Raw genomic sequence first — 22,077 nt, forward strand, 5'->3', positions numbered from 1 at the left:
GCGCCTAGCACTGCCGTGGGCAAATGTGCTTTCAAATATTGCGCAGAAACTGTCGCGAAGCTTGCAGTTCAGCGTCCAATAGATCTACTTTCTTCCGGACCTGCGCTAAAGATCGAAAGTTTCTTCCATGGCCGCCCGACTCGACCGCACTGACCTCAAGATGTTGAGATTGCTGCAAAATAACGGCCGGCTTAGTAACGCCGAGCTGGCCGAAACCGTCGCCATCAGCCCCGCCACCTGCCATCGCCGCACCCAGCGCCTGTTCGAGGACGGCTTCATCGCCGCGGTCCGCGCCATGGTCGCGCCGAAGAAGGTGGCGAAGGGCACGCTGGTGATGGTCGGCGTCGTGCTCGACCGCTCGACCCCGGAGAGTTTCGCCACCTTCGAGCAGGCGATCACCAGGCTGAAATTCGTGCTCGACTGCCACCTCGTCGCCGGCGACTTCGACTATTTCCTCAAGATCCGCGTCGGCGACATGGAGGATTTCAACCGCATCCACGGCGAACAGCTGATCGCGCTGCCCGGCGTGCGCCAGACCCGCACCTTCTTCGTGATGAAGGAGGTCGTCGACAACGCGCCGCTGGAGTTTTGAGCCATAGCGTTTTCCAGCGAAGTGGAAACCGGTTCGCGTCATAAAACGCGTCAAGACAAAATCCAGCGCACTTGATGCGCGATCCGCATCATGGGAGATTCAGGCGATGCAGACATTTCCCTTCCGCCACCTCAATCCGGCCGGGCCGGCCTATCGGCGCGGTTGGGTGGACGAGGCCGTCGCCGCGATCGAGGCCGACCAGTGCCGCACGGCTGACACGCATCTGATCCGGCTGATCGTGCCGGCGCTATCAGGCATCGACATCTATCTCAAGGATGAGTCCACGCATCCGACCGGCAGCCTGAAGCACCGCCTTGCGCGCTCGCTGTTCCTCTACGCGCTCTGCAACGGGCACATCCGCGAAGGCACGCCTGTGGTCGAGGCCTCGTCGGGCTCGACGGCGGTGTCGGAAGCCTATTTCGCGCAGATGATCGGCGTGCCCTTCTACGCCGTGATGCCGTGCACGACCTCGGCGGAGAAGATTGCCGCGATCGAGCATTATGGCGGTAACTGCCATCTGATCGACGACGGCCGCGCGCTCTACGCGGAAGCCGCCGCGCTCGCCGCCCGGCTGAACGGCCACTACATGGACCAGTTCACCTTTGCCGAGCGCGCCACCGACTGGCGCGGCAACAACAACATCGCCGAATCGATCTTCACGCAATTGCAGGGCGAGCCGCGTCGGATTCCCGACTGGATCGTTATGGGTGCGGGCACCGGCGGCACCTCGGCCACCATCGGACGGTACTTGCGCTATCGCCAGTATCCGACACGGCTATGCGTCGCCGATGTCGAGCATTCCGCCTTCTTCGACTGCTTCCGCACGCAGGACCGCTCCCGCGTTTGCGAGCGCCCATCGCTGATCGAGGGCGTCGGCCGGCCGCGCTGCGAACCCTCCTTCGTCCCGGGCGTGGTCGACCGCATGATGAAGATCCCGGATGCGGCAACGATCGCGGCGATGAACGTGCTGTCGCGCCGGCTGCGCCGCGCGGTCGGCGGCTCCACCGGCACCAACTTCCTGGCACTGTGCCGCCTCGCCTCGGAGATGCGACAGGCCAACGTATCAGGGTCGCTGGTCACGCTGATCTGCGATTCCGGCGAGCGCTACCGGCAGACCTATTACGAGCCCGAATGGCTGAAGGGGCGCGGCCTCGATCCTGCGCCGTTCGAGGCGGCCCTGTCGTCGTTCCTCACGACGGGCGTGCCGATGACGCTCGACGTCGACGACGTCGCAAATCCACAGATCGTACCAAGCCCCGAGGCATCATAGAGCGTTTTCGAGCGAAGTGGATGCCGGTTCGCGTTGAGAAAACGCGTCGAACAAAAATCTAGAGCCCCGTTCCGAGCCCATCGGAACGGGGCTCTAGCCGACGTTTCCCTGCCACTTACAAAATGGCACGGTCGTCACGGCAACTTCACTTGCCTTGCACGTGCACGCGGGTGAGCTTTGCCTCTTCTCAACGAGGAGATCCCCGCCGTGCGCCTTCCCATTCTCGATCCGAAAGACCTGAGCGCCGAACAGAAGCCGCTCTATGACGACATGCGAGCCGGCATCAAGGACCACTTCAAGGGCTTCGTGAATATGCGCGACGACGGCGCGCTGCTGGGGCCGTGGAATCCCTGGATCCGCGAGCCGCGCTTCGGCAAGCCGGTGTGGGAGCTGGTCAAGGCAATCGCATCGAACCCACTGCTGCCGGCGCCGGTGCGCGAGGTCGCGATCCTCGTCACCGGTTCGCATTTCCGCTCCGGCTATGAGCTCTATGCTCATGTGCTCGTTGCCGAGCAGCGCGGCCTCTCCGACGAGAAGCTCGCGACCATCGTCGCGGGCCAGCGGCCGGTCGATCTCACCAAGCAGGAGGCCGTCGCCTACGACGTGGCGTCCGCATTGGTCAGCGGCGGCGTGCTGCCGGAATTGACCTGGCGCGCCGCGGTGAAGGAGTTCGGCGAGCACGGCGCGGCCGAGCTGTCCTATCTCGTCGGCGTCTACTGCATGGTCTCGGTCACCCTCAACACGTTCGACGTGCCGGTGCCGGAGTAGACGCCGCGTCCTTCGATCACTCCGCCGCCTTGCTTGCAGGCGGCGGGGGCGTCCAGGCGATGCAGCGATTGCGGCCCTCGGCCTTGGCCTGGTAGAGCGCATGATCGGCCGCGCCCATCAGCGCGTCGATGCCGGACATGCTGACGGTGGCTTCCGCCATGCCGATGCTCACGGTGAGGCCGAACTGAACCTTGTCGGCAAAGACCTGCGCGCTCATCACGCGCTTGCGGATGCGTTCGGCGACCGTCCTCGCGCGGGACAGGCTGGTCTCGGGCAGGAGAACCGCAAATTCCTCGCCGCCGAGGCGGCCGACGATGTCCGACTTGCGCTTGCCGTCGAGGCACGCGGCCGCAACCGCCTTGATCGCGGCGTCGCCGACCGCATGGCCGTAGCGATCGTTGACCGACTTGAAGTGATCGATGTCGAGCATCAGCACGGAGACGGAGCGATAATAGCGTTGAAAGCGGCTCCATTCCGCATCGAGGCCGTCGAGGAAGTGGCGGCGGTTGTAGAGGCCGGTGAGCGGATCGGTGGTGGCGAGCGTCTCCAGCATCGCGGCCTTTTGCGTCAGATCGGTGATGTCGACATAGGTCAGCATGCGGCCGCCATTCGACATCGTGGTGCAATGGGCCCTGATGCGCCGGCCGTCCGGCGTCTGCAGGTCGCGCACGTGATCGCCGGCCTTGACCTCTCCGACGCGTCTGGCTGGAAATTTCGCGAGTTCGCTCGTTGGAAGATGGGGCGCACTGGCGCGATGCAGGCGTCGCACCAGCGACGAATAGGTCGGCTGGTTCGCGGCCTCGTCTTCGCTGACCTCCCAAAAGCGCCGCATGCGCCGGTTCATGAAGGTGGCGCGCAGGTCGGGGTCGAGAAGGAGGACACCATCCTGAACATTCTCCAGCGCATCGCGCAGCAGCTTCAACTCGTCGGAATAGCGCACGATGTCGGTGACGGGCGTGTAGGTCAGCATGCGCCCGCCATCGGGCAACGGCGTGACCTGTACGCGCACGACATCGCCATTGGTCCGGCGCAGATCGATCGGCGTCGGATCACCCGCCTCGATCACACGAACACGCTCCGTGATCAGGGCATCGAGGTCGGGGTCCGGCACCTCATAGGCTCCGGTGTCACGTCCATGATGGAGCAGCGTGAGAATGGATGGATTGCTGTCGGCGACCTCGTCAGGCAGGCGCCACATCTGGCGAAACGACCGGTTGATCAGGCGCGCCCTGAGGCTCGAGTCGAGCAGCACGATACCGGTCGGCACATGATCGAGCGCGGCGCGCAGCGCCAGCATCTGGCTGCGCATCAGCGCGTCGGACGAGCGTTCCCGCTCCTCGCCGGCCAGTCGCTCGACGCTGCCCGGCTGTTCGAAGGCGACCCCGACCTGACGGTCCGATCGCCAGATCACGCGGCAGGTCAGGCTCTCGCGCCCTGCAAGCCTGAGCTGGAATCGCTCGGGCACGCCGAGGCCGCTCTCCATCTCGAGCGTCGCAGCCTTCTCGGACAGCCGGCGCACGACGCAATCGATCGACGACTGGCCGAAATTGAAAAAGATCTTCCCAGCGAGGAACGTCCGTTCCGGGACCAAGCGGGACATTCTCAGCCTCCAAGGCGAAACGCGATGCGAAAGGTCGGTCCAGTTTCGCGCAAGGATCCTTGCGGCGGTGTAACGCAATCGATGTTTTGGGATGAGGATTAACAACCGGTTGACGCGCAATGCGAAGCGGCTGATGCCTTAAGCTTTGAGGCGCCGGTTCCGTACCGAGCCATCCGGTCAATTGCGAGTGCTGCGCTTGATCGAAAATCGCCCGCGACCGCAGTCAGTTGCGTACCGCGTAGAGCGGTGTGCGCAACGTCACCTGGTAGGCCGGCTTCGCCATCCAGGCGATCTGGGCGGTGATGCCGAACAGGCGGTTGTCGTTGTCATCCATGCGGTCGAGGTCGAGCCGCAGGATCGGCTGAGTGAAGGATTCCGCCAGCGTCCGGCCTCCGAACTGCGCGCCGCCGAACGACTGCACGCCGAGGCGTCCGGTGAACTTCCAGTTGCTCGGCCATTGGTAATAGCCGCCCGCATAGAGGATCGTGTTCGGCCGGATGCTGGCGAGCTGGCTGGCGATGTCGGTGTGGGTGTATTGCACGCCGGCGAGCCAGCCGCGCGTCTCGTCCTCGTCGAGCGCGTAGTCGAATTCCAGGATGTTGTTGAACGAAGTCGTCATGCCCTGCTCGTTCGGCACTGACTGCGTCAGGGTCGATTGCAGCGTGATGGTCGGGATTTTTCCGCCGTTCTGCTGATAGAGGTCGGCCTGCACGCCGATGTTCCAGCTCGTGATGTCGAACGTCGACCAGCCGCCGCCGATGTCGATCGTCGAGCCCGACACGCCGCCATAGAGCGAGACGCGATCGCTGACGTCGACGGTCAGCGGCAGATCGATGGCGACCGACTTCGCCGCCGGCAAGCCGTTCGGCAGGGTCGCGCCTCGGCGCGCCGCCAGGGCCCCGAAGGCAGCCGACAATGATGTGTTGCCGAAGCCGAGCGCGAGCGTGCCCGCGGGAATGGCCGCATAGATCGTACGCAGATCGAGGTAGATGTTCGGCACAGCCGGCCTTGCCGGAGCATCCTCCTCGGCCTCATTGGCGATGGCGGCGCCCGCCGAAATCGTCAGGCAAAGCAACCCCATCGCCAAAGTGCGCAAAGCCTGATGATGCGACGGGTTGCAATGAGACACGTGACAATCCGACGCGTGGCACTGTGCGATGACGGAACCGCGCGCTAGATGGAACGTGATCGCGCCCGGGGTCAAGACGTGTCCGCCAGCGATGGACTGCACGGGCGTGCGCGGTTACCTTGCTGTGATCGCACCGACACACTCGCCGGCCAGAGTGCAGGCCGGACAATGGAAGGACGACAGCCATGAATACGTCACGCCGCATCCTGCTCACCGGTCTGGCGGGACTCGCCGTGGCCCCGACTGCCGTGGCCGCTGCCGTACCGCTGCGGGAGCCTGACGACGTGACGGTGGCCGAGGAGCGCTTCGCACGCACGATTGCCGCCGCGCATGCGCCCGACGTCACCTGCGCGCGGCAGGCCGAACGTTATGCGGATGCGCATTGGCCTGAATATGTTGTGGCAGCCAGGGCCGTGATTCACGCGCGCGTGTGACGCGCGCTTCTATTTCTCCACCGCCCGCCGAACCTGTTCGCCGATCTGCGACAGCACGAGCTGCGCCTGCGGCAGGATCGCGCCCATGGCGTGGAAATTGTGGACCATGCCGTCATGGCAGACGTGCTCGACCGCGACGCCGGCGGCGAGCAGCTTGCGCGCATAGGCATTGCCCTCGTCGCGCATCGGATCAAATTCGGCGGTGTGGATGATCGCGGTCGGCAGGCCTGCAAGTCGCGTCGCGCGCAAGGGCGAGATGCGGGGGTCGGCGGTGTCGATGCCATCGGGCAGATAATCGGTGAGATCGGCTTCGATGGTGGCGCGATCGATCAGATGGCCTTCGGCGAATGCCTCGCGCGAAGGCGAGGTCTCCTCGAAATCCAGCACCGGGCAGATCAGGCATTGCGCGACGATCGAGAGGCCGGCGGTCTGCATCGCTTCCTGGCACACGATCGCCGCGAGCGTGGCGCCGGCGGAATCGCCGCCGACCACCAGACGTTCAGCGTCGATGCCCAGCAACGAGGCTTGCCGCGCGACCCATTCCGTGGCCGCGACCGCATCAATGACGGCGGCAGGAAATTTGTGCTCGGGCGCGAGCCGGTAATCGACCGAGACGAGGCGACAGCCGGTTACATGCGCCAGCGCTGCCGCGATGCGGTCATGCGTCGCGATGCTGCCGGCCACCAGCCCGCCGCCATGAAAGAACACGAAGCCCGGCGTGCGGTCGCCGGCAGAAGCGGGCGAATAAAGGCGATAGGGCAGCTCTCCACCGGGACCCGGAAGCGAACCGTCGGCGGTGGTCACATCCGGCGCATCAGTGCGCGCAAACTGCATCAGCTTGGCCAGCGACTGCCGCCGCGCCTCGACGCTCGGCCGGCTCCGCCCCTGCGGGGCGGCCGCAGCCATCATGGTCAACAATCGCCTTGCAAGCGGATCGAGCGGCATGGATCCTTCTCCCCTTGTCGGAGAGGGTAACGCACCATATCCCAGCAGGGAATCATTTAGACATTGGGACAATAGTGCCCGGATATGTCCAAGGGAGGCCGGTCATGGTCGAGATCAAGAAACCGATCGAATATTCGCCGAGCTGGACCTTCTTTGAGGGCAAATGGCACGACGGCAACGTGCCGATCATGGGCCCGCGCACGCATGCGGCCTGGCTCGGCTCGGTCGTGTTCGACGGCGCGCGCGCGTTCGAGGGCGTCACGCCCGACCTCGACCGTCACGTCGCCCGCGCCAACCAATCCGCGATCAATTTTGGCCTGAAGCCGGTGGTCGACACCGGCACCTGGCTTTCGCTCGCCAACGAAGGCATCGCGCGCTTCGCCGCGAAGGCCGAGCTGTACGTCCGTCCGATGTACTGGGCGCAGAACGGTTCGGGCGGCGGCGTGCTGTTCGACCCCGAGACGACCAATTGGTGCCTGTGCATCTACGAGGCGCCGATGCCGAAACCCGTCGGCAACGCCATCACACTGTCGCCGTTTCGCAGGCCCACCGCCGAATGCGCGCCGGTCGAGGCCAAGGCCGCCTGTCTCTATCCGAACAATTCGCGGGCGCTCGCGGAAGCCGCCGGGCGCGGCTTCCAGAACGCGCTGATGCTCGACATGCTCGGCAATGTCGCGGAGTTCGGCAATTCCAACGTGTTCATGGCCAAGGACGGCGTGGTCTACACGCCGGTCCCGAACGGTACGTTCCTGAACGGCATCACCCGCCAGCGCGTCATCAGCCTGCTGCGCGGCGACGGCGTCACCGTGGTCGAGAAGACGCTGCGCTATGCCGACTTCCTCGCTGCCGACGAGATCTTCTCGACCGGCAATTTCGCCAAGGTCGCCCCCGTCATCCGCATCGACGATCGCGAGCTGAAGCCGGGGCCGCTCTACACCAAAGCGCGCAAGCTCTATTGGGACTTTGCGCATGCGGTGAAGCTGGCGGCTTGATCCGCGCCTTCCGGCGTCCTAGCCGCGTCGTTTAAACCGGCTGAACTGAAACGCCTGGGTCGATTTCCACGGTGTGTGATGCGTCTCGCTCCGCGTCTCGACCAGATCGAACTCCGGCCCAAGCTCCGCAGCAAGGCTCGCGCTGTCGTGCCGCTGCACCGGCAGGCCGCTGCATTTCTCCGGGCCATCAAGCGCAAATGTCGCGATGATGATTTGGCCGCCGGGCGCAATCGCCGACCGCAGACGCTCGACGTAAGCGGCCCTGTCGCGCGGATCGGTCAGGAAGTGAAATGCCGCGCGATCGTGCCAGAGGTTGTAGCTGCGCCCCGGCCGCCATGTCGTGGCGTCGGCAACGATCCAATCGACTGCTGAAGCTGCCTGGCCGATTCGCTTCTTCGCCGCTTCAAGCGCGTTGGCGGAGAGATCCAGCACAGCGAGGTCGCGGTACCCGTCCCGCAGGAGAGCGTCCACCAGCCGCGAAGCACCGCCGCCGATGTCGATGATGGCGACGCCATGGCCGGGACAGGCCGAGCCGATCATCTCGAGCGAGATCGTCGGGCTGTCCTGAAACCAGCTTACCTCGGCCTCGCCCTTGGTGGCGTAGACGTTGTCCCAGTGCGTGCTGCGGTCGGACATGGCGGCTCCGGCCTGGTCGGGACGACAGCGCGCAAGTCGCGCTGCTATGAACCGGCGGCCCGCGCGTCCGCCGCAGGTGGACGCGCCGGCGCGAACGAAATGCCTACTCGTCCTTCTTCGACATCCGCTCGAGGCGTTCCTGCATGTCCTTCATCTGCTGACGCAGGTCGTCGATGTTGCTGTCCGTCGGCGCCGCGGCGTTCGCGTCGGGCTCCGGCTCGGGGCTGGTCGCCGGACGGCCCGCGTTGGGGGCAAACGGCTTGAACATCGAGAAGGTCTGCTGGAACAGCTCCATGTTGCGGCGGACCTGTTCTTCCAACGGAGCAAAAGGAGTGCCGGAGAGCGAGTTGGCGATCTGCTTGCGGAACTTCTCCTGCTCCTGGGTCAGCGTCGCGATCGACTGCTCCAGATATTTCGGCACCACCATCTGCATGCTGTCGCCGTAGAAGCGGATGAGCTGGCGCAGGAAAGTGGTCGGCAGCAGGTTCTGGCCGGCCTTGTTCTCCTGCTCGAAGATGATCTGGGCGAGCACGGAGCGGGTGATGTCGTCGCCGGTCTTGGCGTCGTAGACCAGGAAATCCTCTCCGTCCTTGACCATGGCGGCGAGGTCTTCGAGCGTCACGTAGGTGCTCGTCCCGGTGTTATAGAGCCGGCGGTTCGCGTATTTCTTGATGGTGGTGGGTTGGTCTGATTTCGCCATGGGCTCTCACTTGCAAGCGCGGAGAACGGGAACCCGACGGATAATGCCGCAGGGCGGGAAGAGTACGCAACGCAACAAAATAAGCATTTTCAAAGGGGTCACGCTACCGTTTTGTGCGCCACGGTTAATCGGGCAGCAAAAACGTGCTTGCGAAAGCGCCAGGAACGCCATTTTTAATGCGTTGCGGCATGAATTCGGTCGCCGGCCGATTGACATGCCTCAACGACGTTAACAGGATGCCATTCGAGACTGGCGAGCTGTTTCCCCAGCCCCGCCTGCCCCCTTTCAAACACCAGGAGATGCCCATGTCAGACGATGTCGTCATCGTCAGCGCCGCCCGCACCCCGGTCGGAAGCTTCAACGGAGCGTTCGCGACCCTTCCCGCCCATGACCTCGGCGCCATCGCCATCAAGGCCGCGCTGGAGCGTGGTGGCATCGAGCCCGGCCGGGTCTCCGAGGTCATCATGGGGCAGATCCTGACCGCGGCTCAGGGTCAGAACCCGGCCCGCCAGGCCTCGATTGCCGCCGGCATTCCGGTGGAGAGCCCGGCCTGGGGCGTCAACCAGCTTTGCGGCTCGGGCCTGCGCACCGTCGCGCTCGGCTACCAGGCGCTGCTCAACGGCGATTCCGAAATCGTGGTCGCCGGCGGCCAGGAATCCATGAGCATGGCTCCGCACGCCCAGTATCTGCGCGGCGGCGTCAAGATGGGCCCGGTCGAGTTCGTCGACACCATGATCAAGGACGGCCTGTGGGATGCCTTCAACGGCTATCACATGGGTAACACGGCCGAGAACGTCGCGCGGCAGTGGCAGATCACCCGCGCCCAGCAGGATGAATTCGCCGTCGCCTCGCAGCAGAAGGCCGAGGCCGCGCAGAAGGCCGGCAAGTTCAACGACGAGATCGTTCCCGTCACCATCAAGTCCCGCAAGGGCGACGTCGTCGTCAGCGCCGACGAATATCCGCGCCATGGCGCCACCCTCGACGCCATGGCCAAGCTCCGTCCCGCCTTCGAGAAGGAAGGCACGGTCACCGCGGGTTCGGCCTCCGGCATCAACGACGGCGCTGCCGCCGTGGTGCTGATGACCGCCAAGCAGGCGGCCAAGGAAGGCAAGAAGCCGCTCGCGCGCATCGTGTCCTGGGCGCAGGCCGGCGTCGATCCGAAGATCATGGGCTCGGGCCCGATCCCGGCCTCGCGCGCCGCGCTGAAGAAGGCCGGCTGGAGCGTCGGCGATCTCGACCTGATCGAGGCCAACGAGGCCTTCGCGGCGCAGGCCTGTGCCGTCAACAAGGATCTCGGCTGGGACACCTCGAAGGTCAACGTCAACGGCGGTGCGATCGCGATCGGCCATCCGGTCGGCGCTTCCGGCGCACGCGTGCTGGTGACGCTGCTGCACGAAATGCAGAAGCGCGATTCGAAGAAGGGCCTCGCCACGCTGTGCATCGGCGGCGGCATGGGTATCGCGATGTGCCTGGCGCGCGACTGAAGCTGACATCTAACTTACGTGTCACTTGCGCGTGCGCTGCACACATAGGTGAGTGCGTTGCACGCGACCAAAAAGGCAGCGGTTGCAAATCAAATATTCTTCGCAACCGCGCAAGCCTCGACTAAATACAAACGCCCGGCTCGACGCCGGGCGTTTTGTTCTTGATGTCCGTCAAACCAACCGCATAATCCGCATCTAAAACGATCACTCAGAAGCGTCCGAAGAGTCCAAGGGAAGGAATACGATATGGCACGTGTTGCATTGGTGACGGGTGGTACGCGGGGCATCGGAGCTGCGATCAGCAAGGCGCTGAAGGCGGCCGGCTACAAGGTTGCGGCGAGCTATGCCGGCAATGATGCGGCTGCGGAGAAGTTCAAGGGCGAGACCGGCATTGCCGTCTACAAATGGGACGTCGCCTCGTTCGATGCCTGCGCGGAGGGCGTCAAGAAGGTCGAAGCCGATCTCGGCCCCATCGACATCCTCGTCAACAATGCCGGCATCACCCGCGACACCGCCTTCCACAAGATGACGCTCGATCAGTGGAACGCCGTCATCAACACCAATCTCGGCTCGCTGTTCAACATGACGCGCCAGGTCATCGAAGGCATGCGCGCGCGCAAGTTCGGCCGCGTCATCTCGATCTCGTCGATCAACGGCCAGAAGGGGCAGTTCGGCCAGGTCAACTATTCCGCGGCAAAGGCCGGCGACATCGGCTTCACCAAGGCACTTGCGATCGAGAACGCCAAGGGCGGCATCACCGTCAACGTGATCGCGCCGGGCTACATCAACACCGAGATGGTGCAGGCGGTGCCGAAGGACGTGTTGGAAAAGAACGTGATCCCGCAGATCCCGGTCAACCGGCTCGGCGAACCCGAGGAGATCGCGCGCGCCGTGGTGTTCCTCGCGGCCGACGATGCCGGCTTCATCACCGGCTCGACGCTGACCATCAATGGCGGCCAGTATCACGCCTGATAGGACCTCAAGCCTGTAGATTCAGGCGCGACAAGGCGATAGTGAAGACGACATGCCCGGCCTCGTGCCGGGCATCATCGTCCTCAGAGCCTTTCGATTGATGACCCCGCGCACAGCCACACTGATCGGATTGACCGCGATCCTGATGTGGTCGCTGCTATCAGTGATGACGGTGGCGACCGGAAAGATTCCGGCGTTCCAGCTCGCCGCCATGACGTTCGCGATCGGCGGTCTCGTCGGCCTCCTCACCTGGGTCGGCCGCGGCGATGCGGCGAGGAGCTTGCGTCAGCCGTTGGTCGTATGGGTCGTCGGCGTTGGTGGCCTGTTCGGCTATCACGCACTGTATTTCCTGGCGCTGCGCTTTGCGCCGCCGGCCGAAGCCGGTCTTTTGAATTACATGTGGCCGCTTCTGATCGTGCTATTCTCGTCGTTCCTGCCCGGCGAGCGGCTTGCGGTGCATCACATCATCGGTGCCGTGCTCGGCCTCGTCGGCACCGTGCTGCTGTTCGCCGGGAGCACCTCCGGCTTCGCGCCGGGCCAGCTGCCGGGATTGATCGCGGCGTTCATCGCGGCGTTCGTCTGGGCGGCCTATTCGGTGCTGTCGCGGCGCTTGAAAGCGGTGCCGACCGATGCGGTCGCGGGCTTCTGCCTTGCCACCGCGGTGCTCGCCGGGCTGATGCATGGTTTGCTTGAAACCACGGTGTGGCCGGAGACGACGCTGCAATGGCTCTCCGTGGCCGCCCTCGGCATCGGCCCCGTCGGCGCCGCGTTCTACGCCTGGGACATCGGCATGAAGCGCGGCGACATCCGCGTGCTCGGTGCCGCATCCTATGCGACGCCGCTGCTCTCGACCGGATTCCTCATCGCCGCCGGTTTTGCAAAAGCCAGCGCCAACATCGCCATCGCCGCGGTTCTGATCGCCGGCGGCGGCCTGATCGCGGCAAAGGATATGGTGCTGCGGAAGCGGTGACAGTTGTCGTCGGGCTCTCCGCCATGCGGCGCCCCGGAAGGACAGTGCGCCTTACGGCTCCCAGCCCTTCGGCGCGAGCTCGAATTTCGCGAACTCGAATGCTGGCGCGACCGTGCAGCCCACCAAGGTCCATTCGCCCGTCGTCTCCGCCGTCTGCCAGGCATTCGCCGGCACGATTCCCTGCGGCCGTTCGCCGCCCAGCAGATCCGTGCCGAGCCGCACCTCGTGTTGCGAGCAGCCTTCATGCGCGATGCGCAGCGTCAGCGGGCTGCCGGCGTAGTAGTGCCAGATCTCCGCGGCGTCGATGCGATGCCAATGCGAGCGTTCGCCGCGCGCGAGCAGGAAATAAATGAGGGTCGAGCGCGACCGGCCGTTGGTATCAGTGGTCTGGTCGCGAAACGTCTCGCGGTAGTGGCCGCCTTCTGGATGCGGGCGAAGTTCGAGGCGTGCGATGATCTCGGCTGCGGTCGGCATCGATCCCCGTCAGGATTTTTTCTTCAGGATCTGTTCTTCAAGATTTGTTTTTGCGCTCGCGCAGTTCGCCGAACACCGCGGCGGCGTCCGCGCCCTTCATGTGTAGCCTGGTTGCGACCGACAGTTCATCAGCACGCAGGAACACGTTTGCTCGCTTCTCGTCACCAAGCAGTGAAGGAATGGTCGGCTTGTTCTCGGCCCGCAGCTTCGCCACCTCCGCCGCGCGTGCCTGGAGCGCCGCATTGTCGGGGTCGATGGTGAGCGCGAACTTGACGTTGGACGCGGTGTATTCGTGCCCGCAATAGAGCTTGAAGTCATCAGGCAGCGCCCGCAGCTTCAGAAGCGAGTCCCACATCATCGGGTAGTCGCCTTCGAACACGCGGCCGCAGCCGATCGAGAACAACGTGTCGGCCGCGAACAGCGTCTTCTCGTTGTCGAACACGTAGGAGATGTGGTCGAGCGTGTGGCCGGGCGTCTCCAGTACGCGCCCCAGCAAGCTGCCGACCTTGACGATGTCGGCATTGGCGACGCGCAGGTCGACGTTGGCGATCTTCGTCGTCTTGTCATGCGGCGCGACGACGCGGCAATTGCATTTCTGCTTGAGTTCGGCGACCCCGCCGACATGATCGCCATGATGATGGGTGATCAGGATGTCGGTGAGCTGCCAGCCCTCGCGCTCAAGCGCCTTCAGGATGGGGCCGGCCTCCGGCGCGTCGATCGACGCCGTCGCCTTAGTTTCCACATCGTGGATCAGATAACCGAAATTGTCGTTTAAACAGGTGAAAGTACGAATTTCGGCGGCCATGTCATCTCCATCGCGCTCAGCCCCGCAGACAAATATGGCGTTAACGTTGCGCAGGCAATGCAATATTCCGCGCGCGGGAGCCGCCTCGTGCATGTTACATTGCCGTCATGACCATTGATGTCGTCGACCTCCGCGAGTTCTACTCCCGTCGCCTCGGGATTGTGGCGCGGCAAATGATCAATCGCGGCATCAGGGAGCGCTGGCCGACCGCCGCGGGCCAGCGTGTGCTTGGCATCGGCTATCCCACGCCCTATCTCGGCCTGTTCCGCGAGGACGCGGAGCGCTGCATCGCCTTCATGCCGTCGGCGCAGGGCGTCTTGAAATGGCCGACGGGCCGGCCGGCGCTGGCCTCGCTGGTCGATGAATTCTCGCTGCCGCTTCCTGACGCGGCGGTCGACCGGATCCTGCTGATTCATGCGCTGGAGATGTCGGACGATCCGGCCGCGCTCTTGCGCGAGGTGTGGCGGGTGCTGTCACCCTCCGGCCGCGTGATCGCGGTGATCCCGAACCGGCGCGGGGTATGGACCCGCACCGACAGCACGCCGTTCGGTCACGGCCGGCCCTATTCGCGCTCGCAGATCACCGACCTGCTGCGCCAGACCTGGTTCACGCCGACCGCCTGGGGCGAGGCGCTGTTCATGCCGCCCTACGCCGGCGGCTGGGTGCTGAAATCGGCGCAGGTGTGGGAGCGCGCGGGCGCGGCGCTGTCGTTGCCATTTGCCGGCGTGCACATTGTCGAGGCGACCAAGCAGGTCTATCGCGCGATCCCCGCCAAGCGCGAGCGCGCGCGGCTGATTCCCTCGTTGAAGCCGGTGCTGGTGCCGTCCTCGACGGTGACGCGCACTTGAAACAAATCGTCCCGGCGCGAGGCCGGGACGATGCAGATCAGAATATCGGAAGAAGCTTACTCGCCGGAGGCGACTTCGTCGCTGGAGCCCGCCGGAGCAGCCTCGCGCTCGGGGCGCGGGCCATGCGGCCGGCGGCGCCGCCGCGGAAAGCGTTCGCCGCCACCGCCGCCTTCCAGGCTGCCCTGACCGCCATTCGCGCCACTATTCACTTGCGGCTGTGCGCCGGTGATGAAGGAGGGCAGGCGATCGACGCTGCCGGTGTCGGCAACGACCGGCTGCGGCTGGTTCAGCGGTTGCGGCTGCGGCTGATATTGCGGCTGCGCACGATGGTCGCGTTCGCGATGCTCGCGCGGCTGCTGCTGGTCGCGCTGATAGGGCTGCTGGCCGTCGCGCGGCTGATGATCACGCTGGTGATCGCGCTGGCCGTCGCGGTCGCGCATGAAAGGCTGCTGCTGCTGCGGCTGCGGGACGAAGCCCGGCTCCTGACCGAAATTCGAGAAATTCTCGCCGTCGTCCTCGCTGTCGTCGCCGCTGTTGCTGACGGGCTCGTCGCCGCGCGGCTGCTGGTTCTGGCGGAACTGTTCCTGGGCCGCCGCGATCAGGCGGAAATAATGCTCGGCGTGCTGGTAGTAGTTCTCAGCGGCCACCGGGTCGCCGGAAGAGCGCGCATCGCGCGCGAGCTGAAGATATTTTTCGGCGATGTGCGAAGCCGTGCCGCGGATCTTGATGTCGGGTCCGTTCGATTCGTAAACCCGGGTCATCGGGTTCTGGCCGCGCCGGTTGTTGTTGTTGTTATTGTTATTGCGGTTGCGCATCCGCTGCTTGTTCTGACCGTTTCTCATGTCCTGCCTTTAATTCCAGCCCTAAAGGTTGCACGCATTACTGATTGCTCGGAGTGACCTGATGACAGCGGTTCACATCTCTCGCGCGCACCGCGCGCAAGAGCGGATTGAACCCTGCCGATGTTCGTCGACCGTCGCGTTCAACAAAGACGCGTTCCCCACCCGCCAGCATCCATTGCCAGCGAACCCATTCATATCGCCTGCCGAAACAAGCCCAGCTTTGTTGCGTAAGTCTTCAAGCGCAATATCAGGCTTTCGTTCACTTTGCGGTCGGAGAGCAGCGCAGCTCCAATGGCCATCGCGCTCAACAGGACCTGCGGCTTGGAACCTATAATCAGTAAAGCTCTCGCCCGAGAGCCCGGCTTTCACCCGTAGGTCTACGGGGCCGGCACCGATGTGTTGACCGGAACGTAGTCGTTCCCAAGGGATATTCCAAGAGGTTTTTTGCTGCCCAATCCGGCTTTTATGGGGGCATTTTTCGGGCCGAAACCGCCCGCGGGATGCCCGCCAAATCGGCCTTGGGCGGCCTGTCCACAGACAACGCGGCGGCCGTCATCAAGGTTTCAATATCCCGGGCCTGACCTTGCCCGGCCTCGACGATCAACGCCCCGCCGGGGGCGAGCCGCTCGGCCGCCTGCGGGATCAGGGCGCGGTAGGCGTCATAGCCGTCATTGCCGCCGTCGAGCGCCAGATGCGGATCGTGTTCGCGCACATCGAGGCTCAGTTTCGGAATTTCCCCTGAGGGAATATAGGGGGGATTCGACACGATGAGATCGAACGGGCCGCGCAGCGCCGCCGCATAGGAGCAGGCGACGAAGCCGGAGCGGCCGGCGAGGCCCAGAGCTGCGGCATTGCTCCGCGCAGTGTCGAGCGCGGAGAGGCTGAGATCGGTTCCGACACCGAAGGCATCGGGAATTTCGTGCAGCAGCGCGAGCAGGATCGCGCCGGAGCCGGTGCCGATATCCGCGATTCGCGGATGCTGCCCCGATATCGTGGCCCCCCGAAAGATCTCCAGTGCCAGTTCGACCACGGTCTCGGTGTCAGGCCGCGGCACCAGCGTCGCCTCGGACAGTTGGAACGGCAGGCCCCAGAATTCGCGCGCGCCGAGAATGCGGGCGACCGGCTCATGCGCGAGACGGCGCTGCGCATATGCTTCGAGCCGCGCGGCCTCTTCGGGCGTGAGTTGCCGCGCCGCCTGCGTGACCATGCCGGTCAAATCAAGCCTCAGCGCGGCTCCGACAAGCAGGCGCGCGTCGAGTGCGGGCTCCTCGATGCCGGCCGATTGCAGCCGCGCCGCAAGCGAGCGCCGCGCACTCTCGATACTTTGTCCGGAATCGAAACCTGTCGCCAATGGAGCCATCCTGCCTGGTATCGTGGATAGATCGGCGGCATTGCTTGCGTCAACGGAAAGGAGCGCGTCTGATCGCACCTCGCAGCGAGGGTGGGATCCATGACGGCTTACGACGATCAGAACGTCTTCGCAAAGATCCTGCGCGGCGAGATTCCCTGCTTCGAGGTTTTCAGGGACGACCGCAGCCTCGCCTTCCTCGACATCATGCCGCGCTCGCCCGGACACACGCTGGTCATTCCGCGGGCGCCGGCGCGTGGCATCCTCGACATCGCGGATGACGATCTCGCCGCGGTCGCCCGAACCGGCAAGCGGATCGCAATTGCGGCGATGAAGGCGTTCGACGCCGAGGGTATCATCCTGCAGCAGTTCAGCGAACCGGCGAGCGGGCAGGTGGTCTTCCACCTGCACATGCACGTCATGCCGGTCAGGGCCGGAATCGAGCTGCTGCCGGCGCAGACGCGCAAGGAAGACATGGCCGTGCTCGCCGATCACGCCAAGCGGATGATTGCGGCACTTGGCAGTTGATCGCGATAGCGCTGCAGCCAGACCGTAGGACGGGTAGAGCTGTTGTGAAACCCATCATCGAGACAAACTCGAAATTGACCGGCGCAGCTTCGCTCCACCGAATCTGCGAGCCAGCGATCTTTCATCGAACCTTCATCAGTTCCTGTTCAGTGGGCGGGGTCGAAGGGGGGAGCCAATCGGACATTCGAGCGCAGCACGATCCCAGCGTCCGATATCAGCTGCCGCCTGATAGGTGCTTTGCAGAAACGCCATGAGCGTGGCCTCTGGCTCGCTGGATTTTCGCACAAGGTCGTAGGGCAGGAGATACTCGCCGAGCTTCCGATCGAAGTATGCGCCCGCCGGCATGACCTGTCCGTCAGCAAAGCCATTCGGGGTGGGGTAGGCATAGGAGTAGAACGCCGCAAAGTCCGTACCACCTCCGCCCGGCCAAAAGCCGGCGGACGAGACCTCATCGCTATAGGCCTCGCGTGTCACGACGTCCGGCAAACCCGGGACGCCACCTGGATGAAGCGGAGCGGAACGCCCAGAGAAGCGCGTCACCGCGAGATCGAAGCTGCCCCAGAAGAGATGGACCGGACTGACTTTCCCGGTGAACCCCGTCCGAAACCGATAAAACACTCCGCTGATCGCGACGAGGGCACGGAAGAACCGCGTCACGGCGTCTGCGTCATAGGGCCTGATTTGGCGGTCCTCCGTGAACGGGATCGGATCTGGGACCTCACTGGGCCGACCGTCAAATTCTGGTGTTCCGCCGAGATGTCTTACCAAATCACAGAACCGGGCGTGAAATTCGGCGACGGACATTCGCCCGAGCGGCATTTCCGCCCTGCACCCATCAGCTGCCTCTCCGATCAGGACATGACGGGAGAGATCGAAGACGATCTCGATGCCTGATGCGTCTGGAATCAGTGAAGTCGTGAGCCCGCGTGCATTCACGTAGAGGGTCGCGTGCCAGGAATGGTTGACCCATGGCGTTCTCGCGAGCCGATACTTGCCGACAATCTGGCAATACAGATGAAGCGCGGAACAGCTTTCGCGCCATGCCTCGAAGGGGATATCCGGCCAGATCGCGCTCATAGCGTCTCCTCCCTCAGGTTCGGTTCGGCTTGGCAAGACACTCACCTCGGCAAAAAGGCGACCCTGTGTCCGCTTTGGGCACAAGGCGACATTCCGGGGGCGAGACCGCATGCTAACCCCTCGAAAGCAGATATCCCGGATTTAGGAGTGCTCGACCTAGACGCCAAGGTATCGCTGCAGCAGCTCCGGCTGGGCCTTGAGCTCCTGCGCCGGCCCCTCGTGCACGATGTGGCCGTTGTTGATGATGTAGATCCGCGTCGCCAGCGCCAGCGTCGCTGCCAGATTCTGCTCGACCAGCACGATGGTCTGGCCGGCGGCTGCGAGCTCGCGGCAGGCTTTGACGAGGTCGTGGACGATGACGGGCGCGAGCCCCTCGAACGGCTCGTCCAGCAGCACGATCTTGGGATCGCGCACCAGCGCCCGGGCGATCGCGAGCATCTGCTGTTCGCCGCCGGAGAGCTCGGTGCCGCGGTTGTTGCGCCGCTCCTTCAGCCGCGGAAACATCTCGTAGATGCGCTCAAGCGGCCAGCGCTTCGGTGCGGTGATCCCGGCGAGGACGATGTTCTCCTCCACGGACAGGCTGCCGAAGATCCGGCGCTCCTCGTGCACGAGCTGCATGCCGGCCTGCGCGATCCTGTGGCTCTTGTGTCCGGCGATATCGATCCCGTCGAACTTCACGCTGCCGCTGCGGGGCGTCACGACGCCCATCAGGCTCTTGAGCGTCGTGCTCTTGCCGGCGCCGTTCCGGCCGAGCAGCGCCACCACCTCGTGCCGCTCGACGCGCATGGCGACGTCGAACAGGATGTGGGAGTCCCCGTAATAGCTGTTCAGGCCGTTGACCTCGATCAGGCTCATGCGGCGATCTCTCCGTGAACGCCGCCGAGATAGGCTTCCTGCACTGCGGCGTTGGTCCTGATTTCCTCCGGTGTGCCGTCCAGCAGCACCTTGCCCTCCTGGAGCACCGTCACGCGCTCGACCAGCTCGAACAGCGAATCCATGTCGTGGTCGATGATGATCATGGTGCGGCCGCGCGCGATCGATTTGAGCAGCTTGACGGTCTCGACCCGCTCGCGCGGGCTCATGCCCGCCAGCGGCTCGTCGAGCAGCAGCAGGCGCGGCGAGGTGGCGAGTGCAAGCCCGATCTCCAGCCGGCGCTTCTCGCCATAGGCGAGCTCGGATACCGGCGTGTCGGCGCGGCGGGTCAAATTGACCAGGGCAAGCGTGTGCGCCACCTGCTCCGTCAGGCCTTTCACGCCCGAGAGCTTGCGGAACAGGTCGAGCCGGAATTTGCCGCGCAGCTCGGCGAGTGCTGCGATCGTCAGGTTCTGCCGCACCGTCAGGCCAGTGAAGAGCTGGTTGACCTGGTAGCTCTTGGTGAGGCCGAGCTGGCAGACCTCGGTGACCTTCAGTCCCGTGATGTCGCGGCCCTCGAACACGATCTGGCCGGAGGTCGGCGCGATCTCGCAGGTCAGCATCTTGAAGAAGGTCGACTTGCCGGCGCCGTTGGGGCCGATGATGCCGCGCAGCTCGCCCTGATTGACGCTGAAATCGATGTCGCTGTTGGCGACGAGACCGCCATAGCGCTTGGTCAGGCCGGTCGCTTTCAGGATCGGCCCGGAATAGGCGGGATGCGCGACCTCCTTGGCCTGCATCGGTGCAGGAGGAGCTTGCTGCGGTGTCTCGATCTCAGCCTCCTCCTCCGTCTCCGCAGCCCTCCGCGCTCGCTTGCCGGACACGAGGCCGTAGAGATCGACGAGGCCACCCACAATGCCGCCGCGCAGGAAGCAGACCAGCACCACGAACACGACGCCCAGCACGAGCTTCCAGGCCGCTCCGAGGCCCAGTGCGGACTGGAGGAAATCCTGAAGGAAGAGCCAAACTGTTGCGCCGACCAGCGGTCCGAACAGCGTGCCGCGGCCGCCAATGGCGGTCTGCATCACGAGCTGGCCTGAGGTGTCGAAAGTGAAAGCGTCGGGCGGCATGAAGGCCTGCAATACGCCGAGCAGGCCGCCGGCGAAGCCCGCATAGGCCGCAGCGATCACGAAGGCGGTCAGCTTGTAGCCGTGGATGTTGTGGCCGACGGCGGTCGCGCGCAACGGATTGTCCCGGATCGCGCTGAAGATGGCGCCGACAGGCGAGCGCACGATCCTGAGCGCGATGACGACGCCGACGAAGTAGCACAGTGCGATGAATTGATAGAGCGACCAGCCATTGGTGAAGTGGATGGTGGTGAAGCCGAGATTGAAGCTCGGCGTCGGCACGCCGGGCAGGCCGTTCTCGCCGCCGGTGAAATCCGAGAGCGGATTGAACTCGACGAAGAAGAACACCTCCGCGATCGCCACGGTGATCATGGCGAAATAGATGCCGGTGCGGCGCAGCGCGATCAGGCCGATCAGGTAGCCGGTCGCGGCCGCCGCGATCATGCCGATGATCAGTGCGCCCAGCACGTTGCCGAAACCCGCGCGGGTCAGGAGGTAGGCCGCGACAAAGCCGCCGGTACCGTAGAAGGCGGACTGGCCGAACGACAGCAGGCCGGTGAAACCGAACAGGATGTCGAAGCCGAGCCCGAACAGGCCCCAGACCAGGATCCGGTTCACGGTGTTCGGGGCGAAGCCGAGATGTGGCAGCACGAACGGGGCTGCGATCAAACCGATCGCGGTCAGGGTCTCGATCAGGAACGGGCGTTGCTTGAGCATCAGGAAATCGCTTACTCGCGGCCCTGGACGCCGAGCAGGCCATGCGGTCGCACCACGAGCACGAGCGTCATCGCCGCAAACAGCATCACATAGGCATAGCCGGGGTTGAACATGGAGGTGACGCTGATGATCTCGCCGGCGATCAGGCCGCCGAGGATCGCGCCCGGGAACGAGCCGACGCCGCCGATCACCACCACTACGAAGGTCTGGACCAGGATGTCGTCGCCGATGCCCGGTGTCAGCGACACCACCGGCGCGTTGACGATGCCGGCAAATCCGGCGGCCATCGCGCCGATGCCGAACACGACCATGAAGACGCGGTAGACGTTGATGCCGAGCGAATCGACCATCACCGAATCCTCGATGCCGGCGCGCACGATCATGCCGAGCCGGGTCCGGTAGAGGACGATGAAAAGTGCCCCGAGGGCGACCGCGACGATGCCGACGACGGCGAGGCGGTAGGTCGGATAGAACATGAAGCCGAGATTGGTGATGCCCTGGAACAGGGCCGGCGGCGGCACCAGCTGCGACTGGCTCGAGAAGATCAGGCGCACGAGCTCGACGAAACAGATGCCGAGTCCGAAGGTCACGAGCAGCTGATCCTCGTGCGGGCGATGATAGAAATGGCGGATGATGACGCGTTCCATCGCGACGCCGAGCAGCATCACGAACAGCGAACCCGCGATGACGGCGATGATGAAGGACTCCGTGTACTGGTAGGCGACGAAGCCGGCATAGCCGCCGATCATGAACATCGCGCCATGCGCGAGGTTGAGCACGCCGAGCGTGCCGTAGATGATGGTCAGGCCGGAGCTGATCAGCGCGAGCAGGGCGCCGAGCGCGAGCCCGTTGAAAAGCTGCGAAACGAGGTTGGGCCAACTGATCATGCGACAATCGCCGTTGTGACGCGCCATGGTGCGCGTCAGAAAAAGGTGACGCCGCAGGACCAGAGTGCAGCCCGCGGCGT

Annotated in this window: 23 protein-coding genes; 10 read left to right on the plus strand and 13 right to left on the minus strand. The window is 64.5% G+C overall.

Features of this window, described 5'->3' with window-relative positions; all coding sequences use genetic code 11:
• Positions 1 to 127 precede the first annotated feature (127 nt).
• The 3 genes from ACKWRH_RS02835 to ACKWRH_RS02845 all read left to right on the plus strand — a co-directional run bounded on the left by ACKWRH_RS02835 (position 128) and on the right by ACKWRH_RS02845 (position 2,630).
• Complete coding sequence (locus ACKWRH_RS02835; protein WP_445219236.1) at positions 128 to 592, plus strand: Lrp/AsnC family transcriptional regulator; 465 nt, start codon at positions 128 to 130, stop codon at positions 590 to 592.
• A gap of 106 nt (positions 593 to 698) precedes the next feature.
• Entirely contained in the window at positions 699 to 1,862 is a 1,164-nt protein-coding gene (locus ACKWRH_RS02840; RefSeq protein WP_445219237.1) for a PLP-dependent cysteine synthase family protein, read from the plus strand.
• A 207-nt stretch (positions 1,863 to 2,069) separates the two neighbouring features.
• Positions 2,070 to 2,630 (plus strand): carboxymuconolactone decarboxylase family protein, encoded by a 561-nt coding sequence (locus ACKWRH_RS02845; protein ID WP_166060847.1) that lies wholly within the window; start codon positions 2,070 to 2,072, stop codon positions 2,628 to 2,630.
• Between the two features lie 16 nt (positions 2,631 to 2,646).
• Here the strand turns inward: ACKWRH_RS02845 and ACKWRH_RS02850 are convergent, their stop codons facing one another.
• Both ACKWRH_RS02850 and ACKWRH_RS02855 read right to left on the minus strand, forming a co-directional pair.
• Positions 2,647 to 4,230: a diguanylate cyclase gene (locus tag ACKWRH_RS02850; protein ID WP_445219238.1), complete on the minus strand. Its 1,584-nt coding sequence runs from the start codon at positions 4,228 to 4,230 to the stop codon at positions 2,647 to 2,649.
• A 223-nt stretch (positions 4,231 to 4,453) separates the two neighbouring features.
• Positions 4,454 to 5,326 carry a hypothetical protein gene (locus ACKWRH_RS02855; protein ID WP_445222612.1) on the minus strand — a complete coding sequence of 291 codons (873 nt, stop codon included), beginning with the start codon at positions 5,324 to 5,326 and terminating at the stop codon, positions 4,454 to 4,456.
• 218 nt (positions 5,327 to 5,544) lie between these two features.
• Between ACKWRH_RS02855 and ACKWRH_RS02860 the strand changes: the two genes are divergently transcribed.
• Positions 5,545 to 5,793 carry a hypothetical protein gene (locus ACKWRH_RS02860; protein ID WP_445219239.1) on the plus strand — a complete coding sequence of 83 codons (249 nt, stop codon included), beginning with the start codon at positions 5,545 to 5,547 and terminating at the stop codon, positions 5,791 to 5,793.
• A 9-nt stretch (positions 5,794 to 5,802) separates the two neighbouring features.
• On the opposite strand, the gene ACKWRH_RS02865 is transcribed toward ACKWRH_RS02860, so the two are convergent.
• Positions 5,803 to 6,738 carry an alpha/beta hydrolase gene (locus tag ACKWRH_RS02865; RefSeq protein WP_445219240.1) on the minus strand — a complete coding sequence of 312 codons (936 nt, stop codon included), beginning with the start codon at positions 6,736 to 6,738 and terminating at the stop codon, positions 5,803 to 5,805.
• 104 nt (positions 6,739 to 6,842) lie between these two features.
• Here ACKWRH_RS02865 and ACKWRH_RS02870 point away from each other — a divergent pair, with 104 nt between their 5' ends.
• Positions 6,843 to 7,730, plus strand: a complete 888-nt coding sequence (locus ACKWRH_RS02870; RefSeq protein WP_445219241.1) for a branched-chain amino acid aminotransferase — start codon at positions 6,843 to 6,845, stop codon at positions 7,728 to 7,730.
• A gap of 18 nt (positions 7,731 to 7,748) precedes the next feature.
• On the opposite strand, the gene ACKWRH_RS02875 is transcribed toward ACKWRH_RS02870, so the two are convergent.
• Complete coding sequence (locus ACKWRH_RS02875) at positions 7,749 to 8,366, minus strand: class I SAM-dependent methyltransferase (protein WP_445219242.1); 618 nt, start codon at positions 8,364 to 8,366, stop codon at positions 7,749 to 7,751.
• A 103-nt stretch (positions 8,367 to 8,469) separates the two neighbouring features.
• Entirely contained in the window at positions 8,470 to 9,066 is a 597-nt protein-coding gene (gene phaR / locus ACKWRH_RS02880; RefSeq protein WP_445219243.1) for a polyhydroxyalkanoate synthesis repressor PhaR, read from the minus strand.
• 305 nt (positions 9,067 to 9,371) lie between these two features.
• On the opposite strand from phaR, the gene ACKWRH_RS02885 reads away from it, so the two are divergent.
• From ACKWRH_RS02885 to yddG, 3 genes are all read left to right on the plus strand, one after another.
• The gene (locus tag ACKWRH_RS02885; RefSeq protein WP_028149510.1) at positions 9,372 to 10,550 is read left to right on the plus strand and encodes an acetyl-CoA C-acetyltransferase; all 1,179 of its coding nucleotides are present in this window, start codon (positions 9,372 to 9,374) and stop codon (positions 10,548 to 10,550) included.
• A 246-nt stretch (positions 10,551 to 10,796) separates the two neighbouring features.
• The gene (gene phbB / locus ACKWRH_RS02890) at positions 10,797 to 11,522 is read left to right on the plus strand and encodes an acetoacetyl-CoA reductase (protein ID WP_445219244.1); all 726 of its coding nucleotides are present in this window, start codon (positions 10,797 to 10,799) and stop codon (positions 11,520 to 11,522) included.
• Positions 11,523 to 11,622: 100 nt separating this feature from the next.
• A complete protein-coding gene (gene yddG / locus ACKWRH_RS02895; protein WP_445219245.1) occupies positions 11,623 to 12,492 on the plus strand; it encodes an aromatic amino acid exporter YddG in 870 nt (289 codons plus the stop codon).
• A 51-nt stretch (positions 12,493 to 12,543) separates the two neighbouring features.
• Here yddG and ACKWRH_RS02900 read toward each other — a convergent pair whose 3' ends face one another.
• Complete coding sequence (locus ACKWRH_RS02900) at positions 12,544 to 12,966, minus strand: cupin domain-containing protein (protein WP_445219246.1); 423 nt, start codon at positions 12,964 to 12,966, stop codon at positions 12,544 to 12,546.
• Positions 12,967 to 13,003: 37 nt separating this feature from the next.
• Positions 13,004 to 13,771, minus strand: a complete 768-nt coding sequence (gene gloB / locus ACKWRH_RS02905) for a hydroxyacylglutathione hydrolase (protein WP_445219247.1) — start codon at positions 13,769 to 13,771, stop codon at positions 13,004 to 13,006.
• 107 nt (positions 13,772 to 13,878) lie between these two features.
• On the opposite strand from gloB, the gene ACKWRH_RS02910 reads away from it, so the two are divergent.
• Positions 13,879 to 14,619 (plus strand): class I SAM-dependent methyltransferase, encoded by a 741-nt coding sequence (locus tag ACKWRH_RS02910; protein WP_014490441.1) that lies wholly within the window; start codon positions 13,879 to 13,881, stop codon positions 14,617 to 14,619.
• A gap of 56 nt (positions 14,620 to 14,675) precedes the next feature.
• Here ACKWRH_RS02910 and ACKWRH_RS02915 read toward each other — a convergent pair whose 3' ends face one another.
• Complete coding sequence (locus tag ACKWRH_RS02915; RefSeq protein ID WP_445219248.1) at positions 14,676 to 15,461, minus strand: DUF4167 domain-containing protein; 786 nt, start codon at positions 15,459 to 15,461, stop codon at positions 14,676 to 14,678.
• Between the two features lie 463 nt (positions 15,462 to 15,924).
• Complete coding sequence (gene prmC / locus ACKWRH_RS02920; protein ID WP_445219249.1) at positions 15,925 to 16,821, minus strand: peptide chain release factor N(5)-glutamine methyltransferase; 897 nt, start codon at positions 16,819 to 16,821, stop codon at positions 15,925 to 15,927.
• 90 nt (positions 16,822 to 16,911) lie between these two features.
• Here prmC and ACKWRH_RS02925 point away from each other — a divergent pair, with 90 nt between their 5' ends.
• The gene (locus tag ACKWRH_RS02925) at positions 16,912 to 17,337 is read left to right on the plus strand and encodes an HIT family protein (protein ID WP_166346284.1); all 426 of its coding nucleotides are present in this window, start codon (positions 16,912 to 16,914) and stop codon (positions 17,335 to 17,337) included.
• A gap of 135 nt (positions 17,338 to 17,472) precedes the next feature.
• Here ACKWRH_RS02925 and ACKWRH_RS02930 read toward each other — a convergent pair whose 3' ends face one another.
• From ACKWRH_RS02930 to ACKWRH_RS02945, 4 genes are all read right to left on the minus strand, one after another.
• Positions 17,473 to 18,414, minus strand: a complete 942-nt coding sequence (locus tag ACKWRH_RS02930) for a DUF5996 family protein (protein WP_445219250.1) — start codon at positions 18,412 to 18,414, stop codon at positions 17,473 to 17,475.
• Positions 18,415 to 18,570: 156 nt separating this feature from the next.
• Positions 18,571 to 19,269: an ABC transporter ATP-binding protein gene (locus ACKWRH_RS02935; RefSeq protein WP_445219251.1), complete on the minus strand. Its 699-nt coding sequence runs from the start codon at positions 19,267 to 19,269 to the stop codon at positions 18,571 to 18,573.
• Entirely contained in the window at positions 19,266 to 21,110 is a 1,845-nt protein-coding gene (locus tag ACKWRH_RS02940) for a branched-chain amino acid ABC transporter ATP-binding protein/permease (protein ID WP_445219252.1), read from the minus strand. Before ACKWRH_RS02940 ends, ACKWRH_RS02935 begins: the two co-directional genes overlap by 4 nt.
• An 11-nt stretch (positions 21,111 to 21,121) precedes the next feature.
• Complete coding sequence (locus ACKWRH_RS02945) at positions 21,122 to 21,997, minus strand: branched-chain amino acid ABC transporter permease (protein WP_014490434.1); 876 nt, start codon at positions 21,995 to 21,997, stop codon at positions 21,122 to 21,124.
• Positions 21,998 to 22,077 lie beyond the last annotated feature (80 nt).

This window comes from Bradyrhizobium sp. Pa8, from assembly GCF_052588265.1.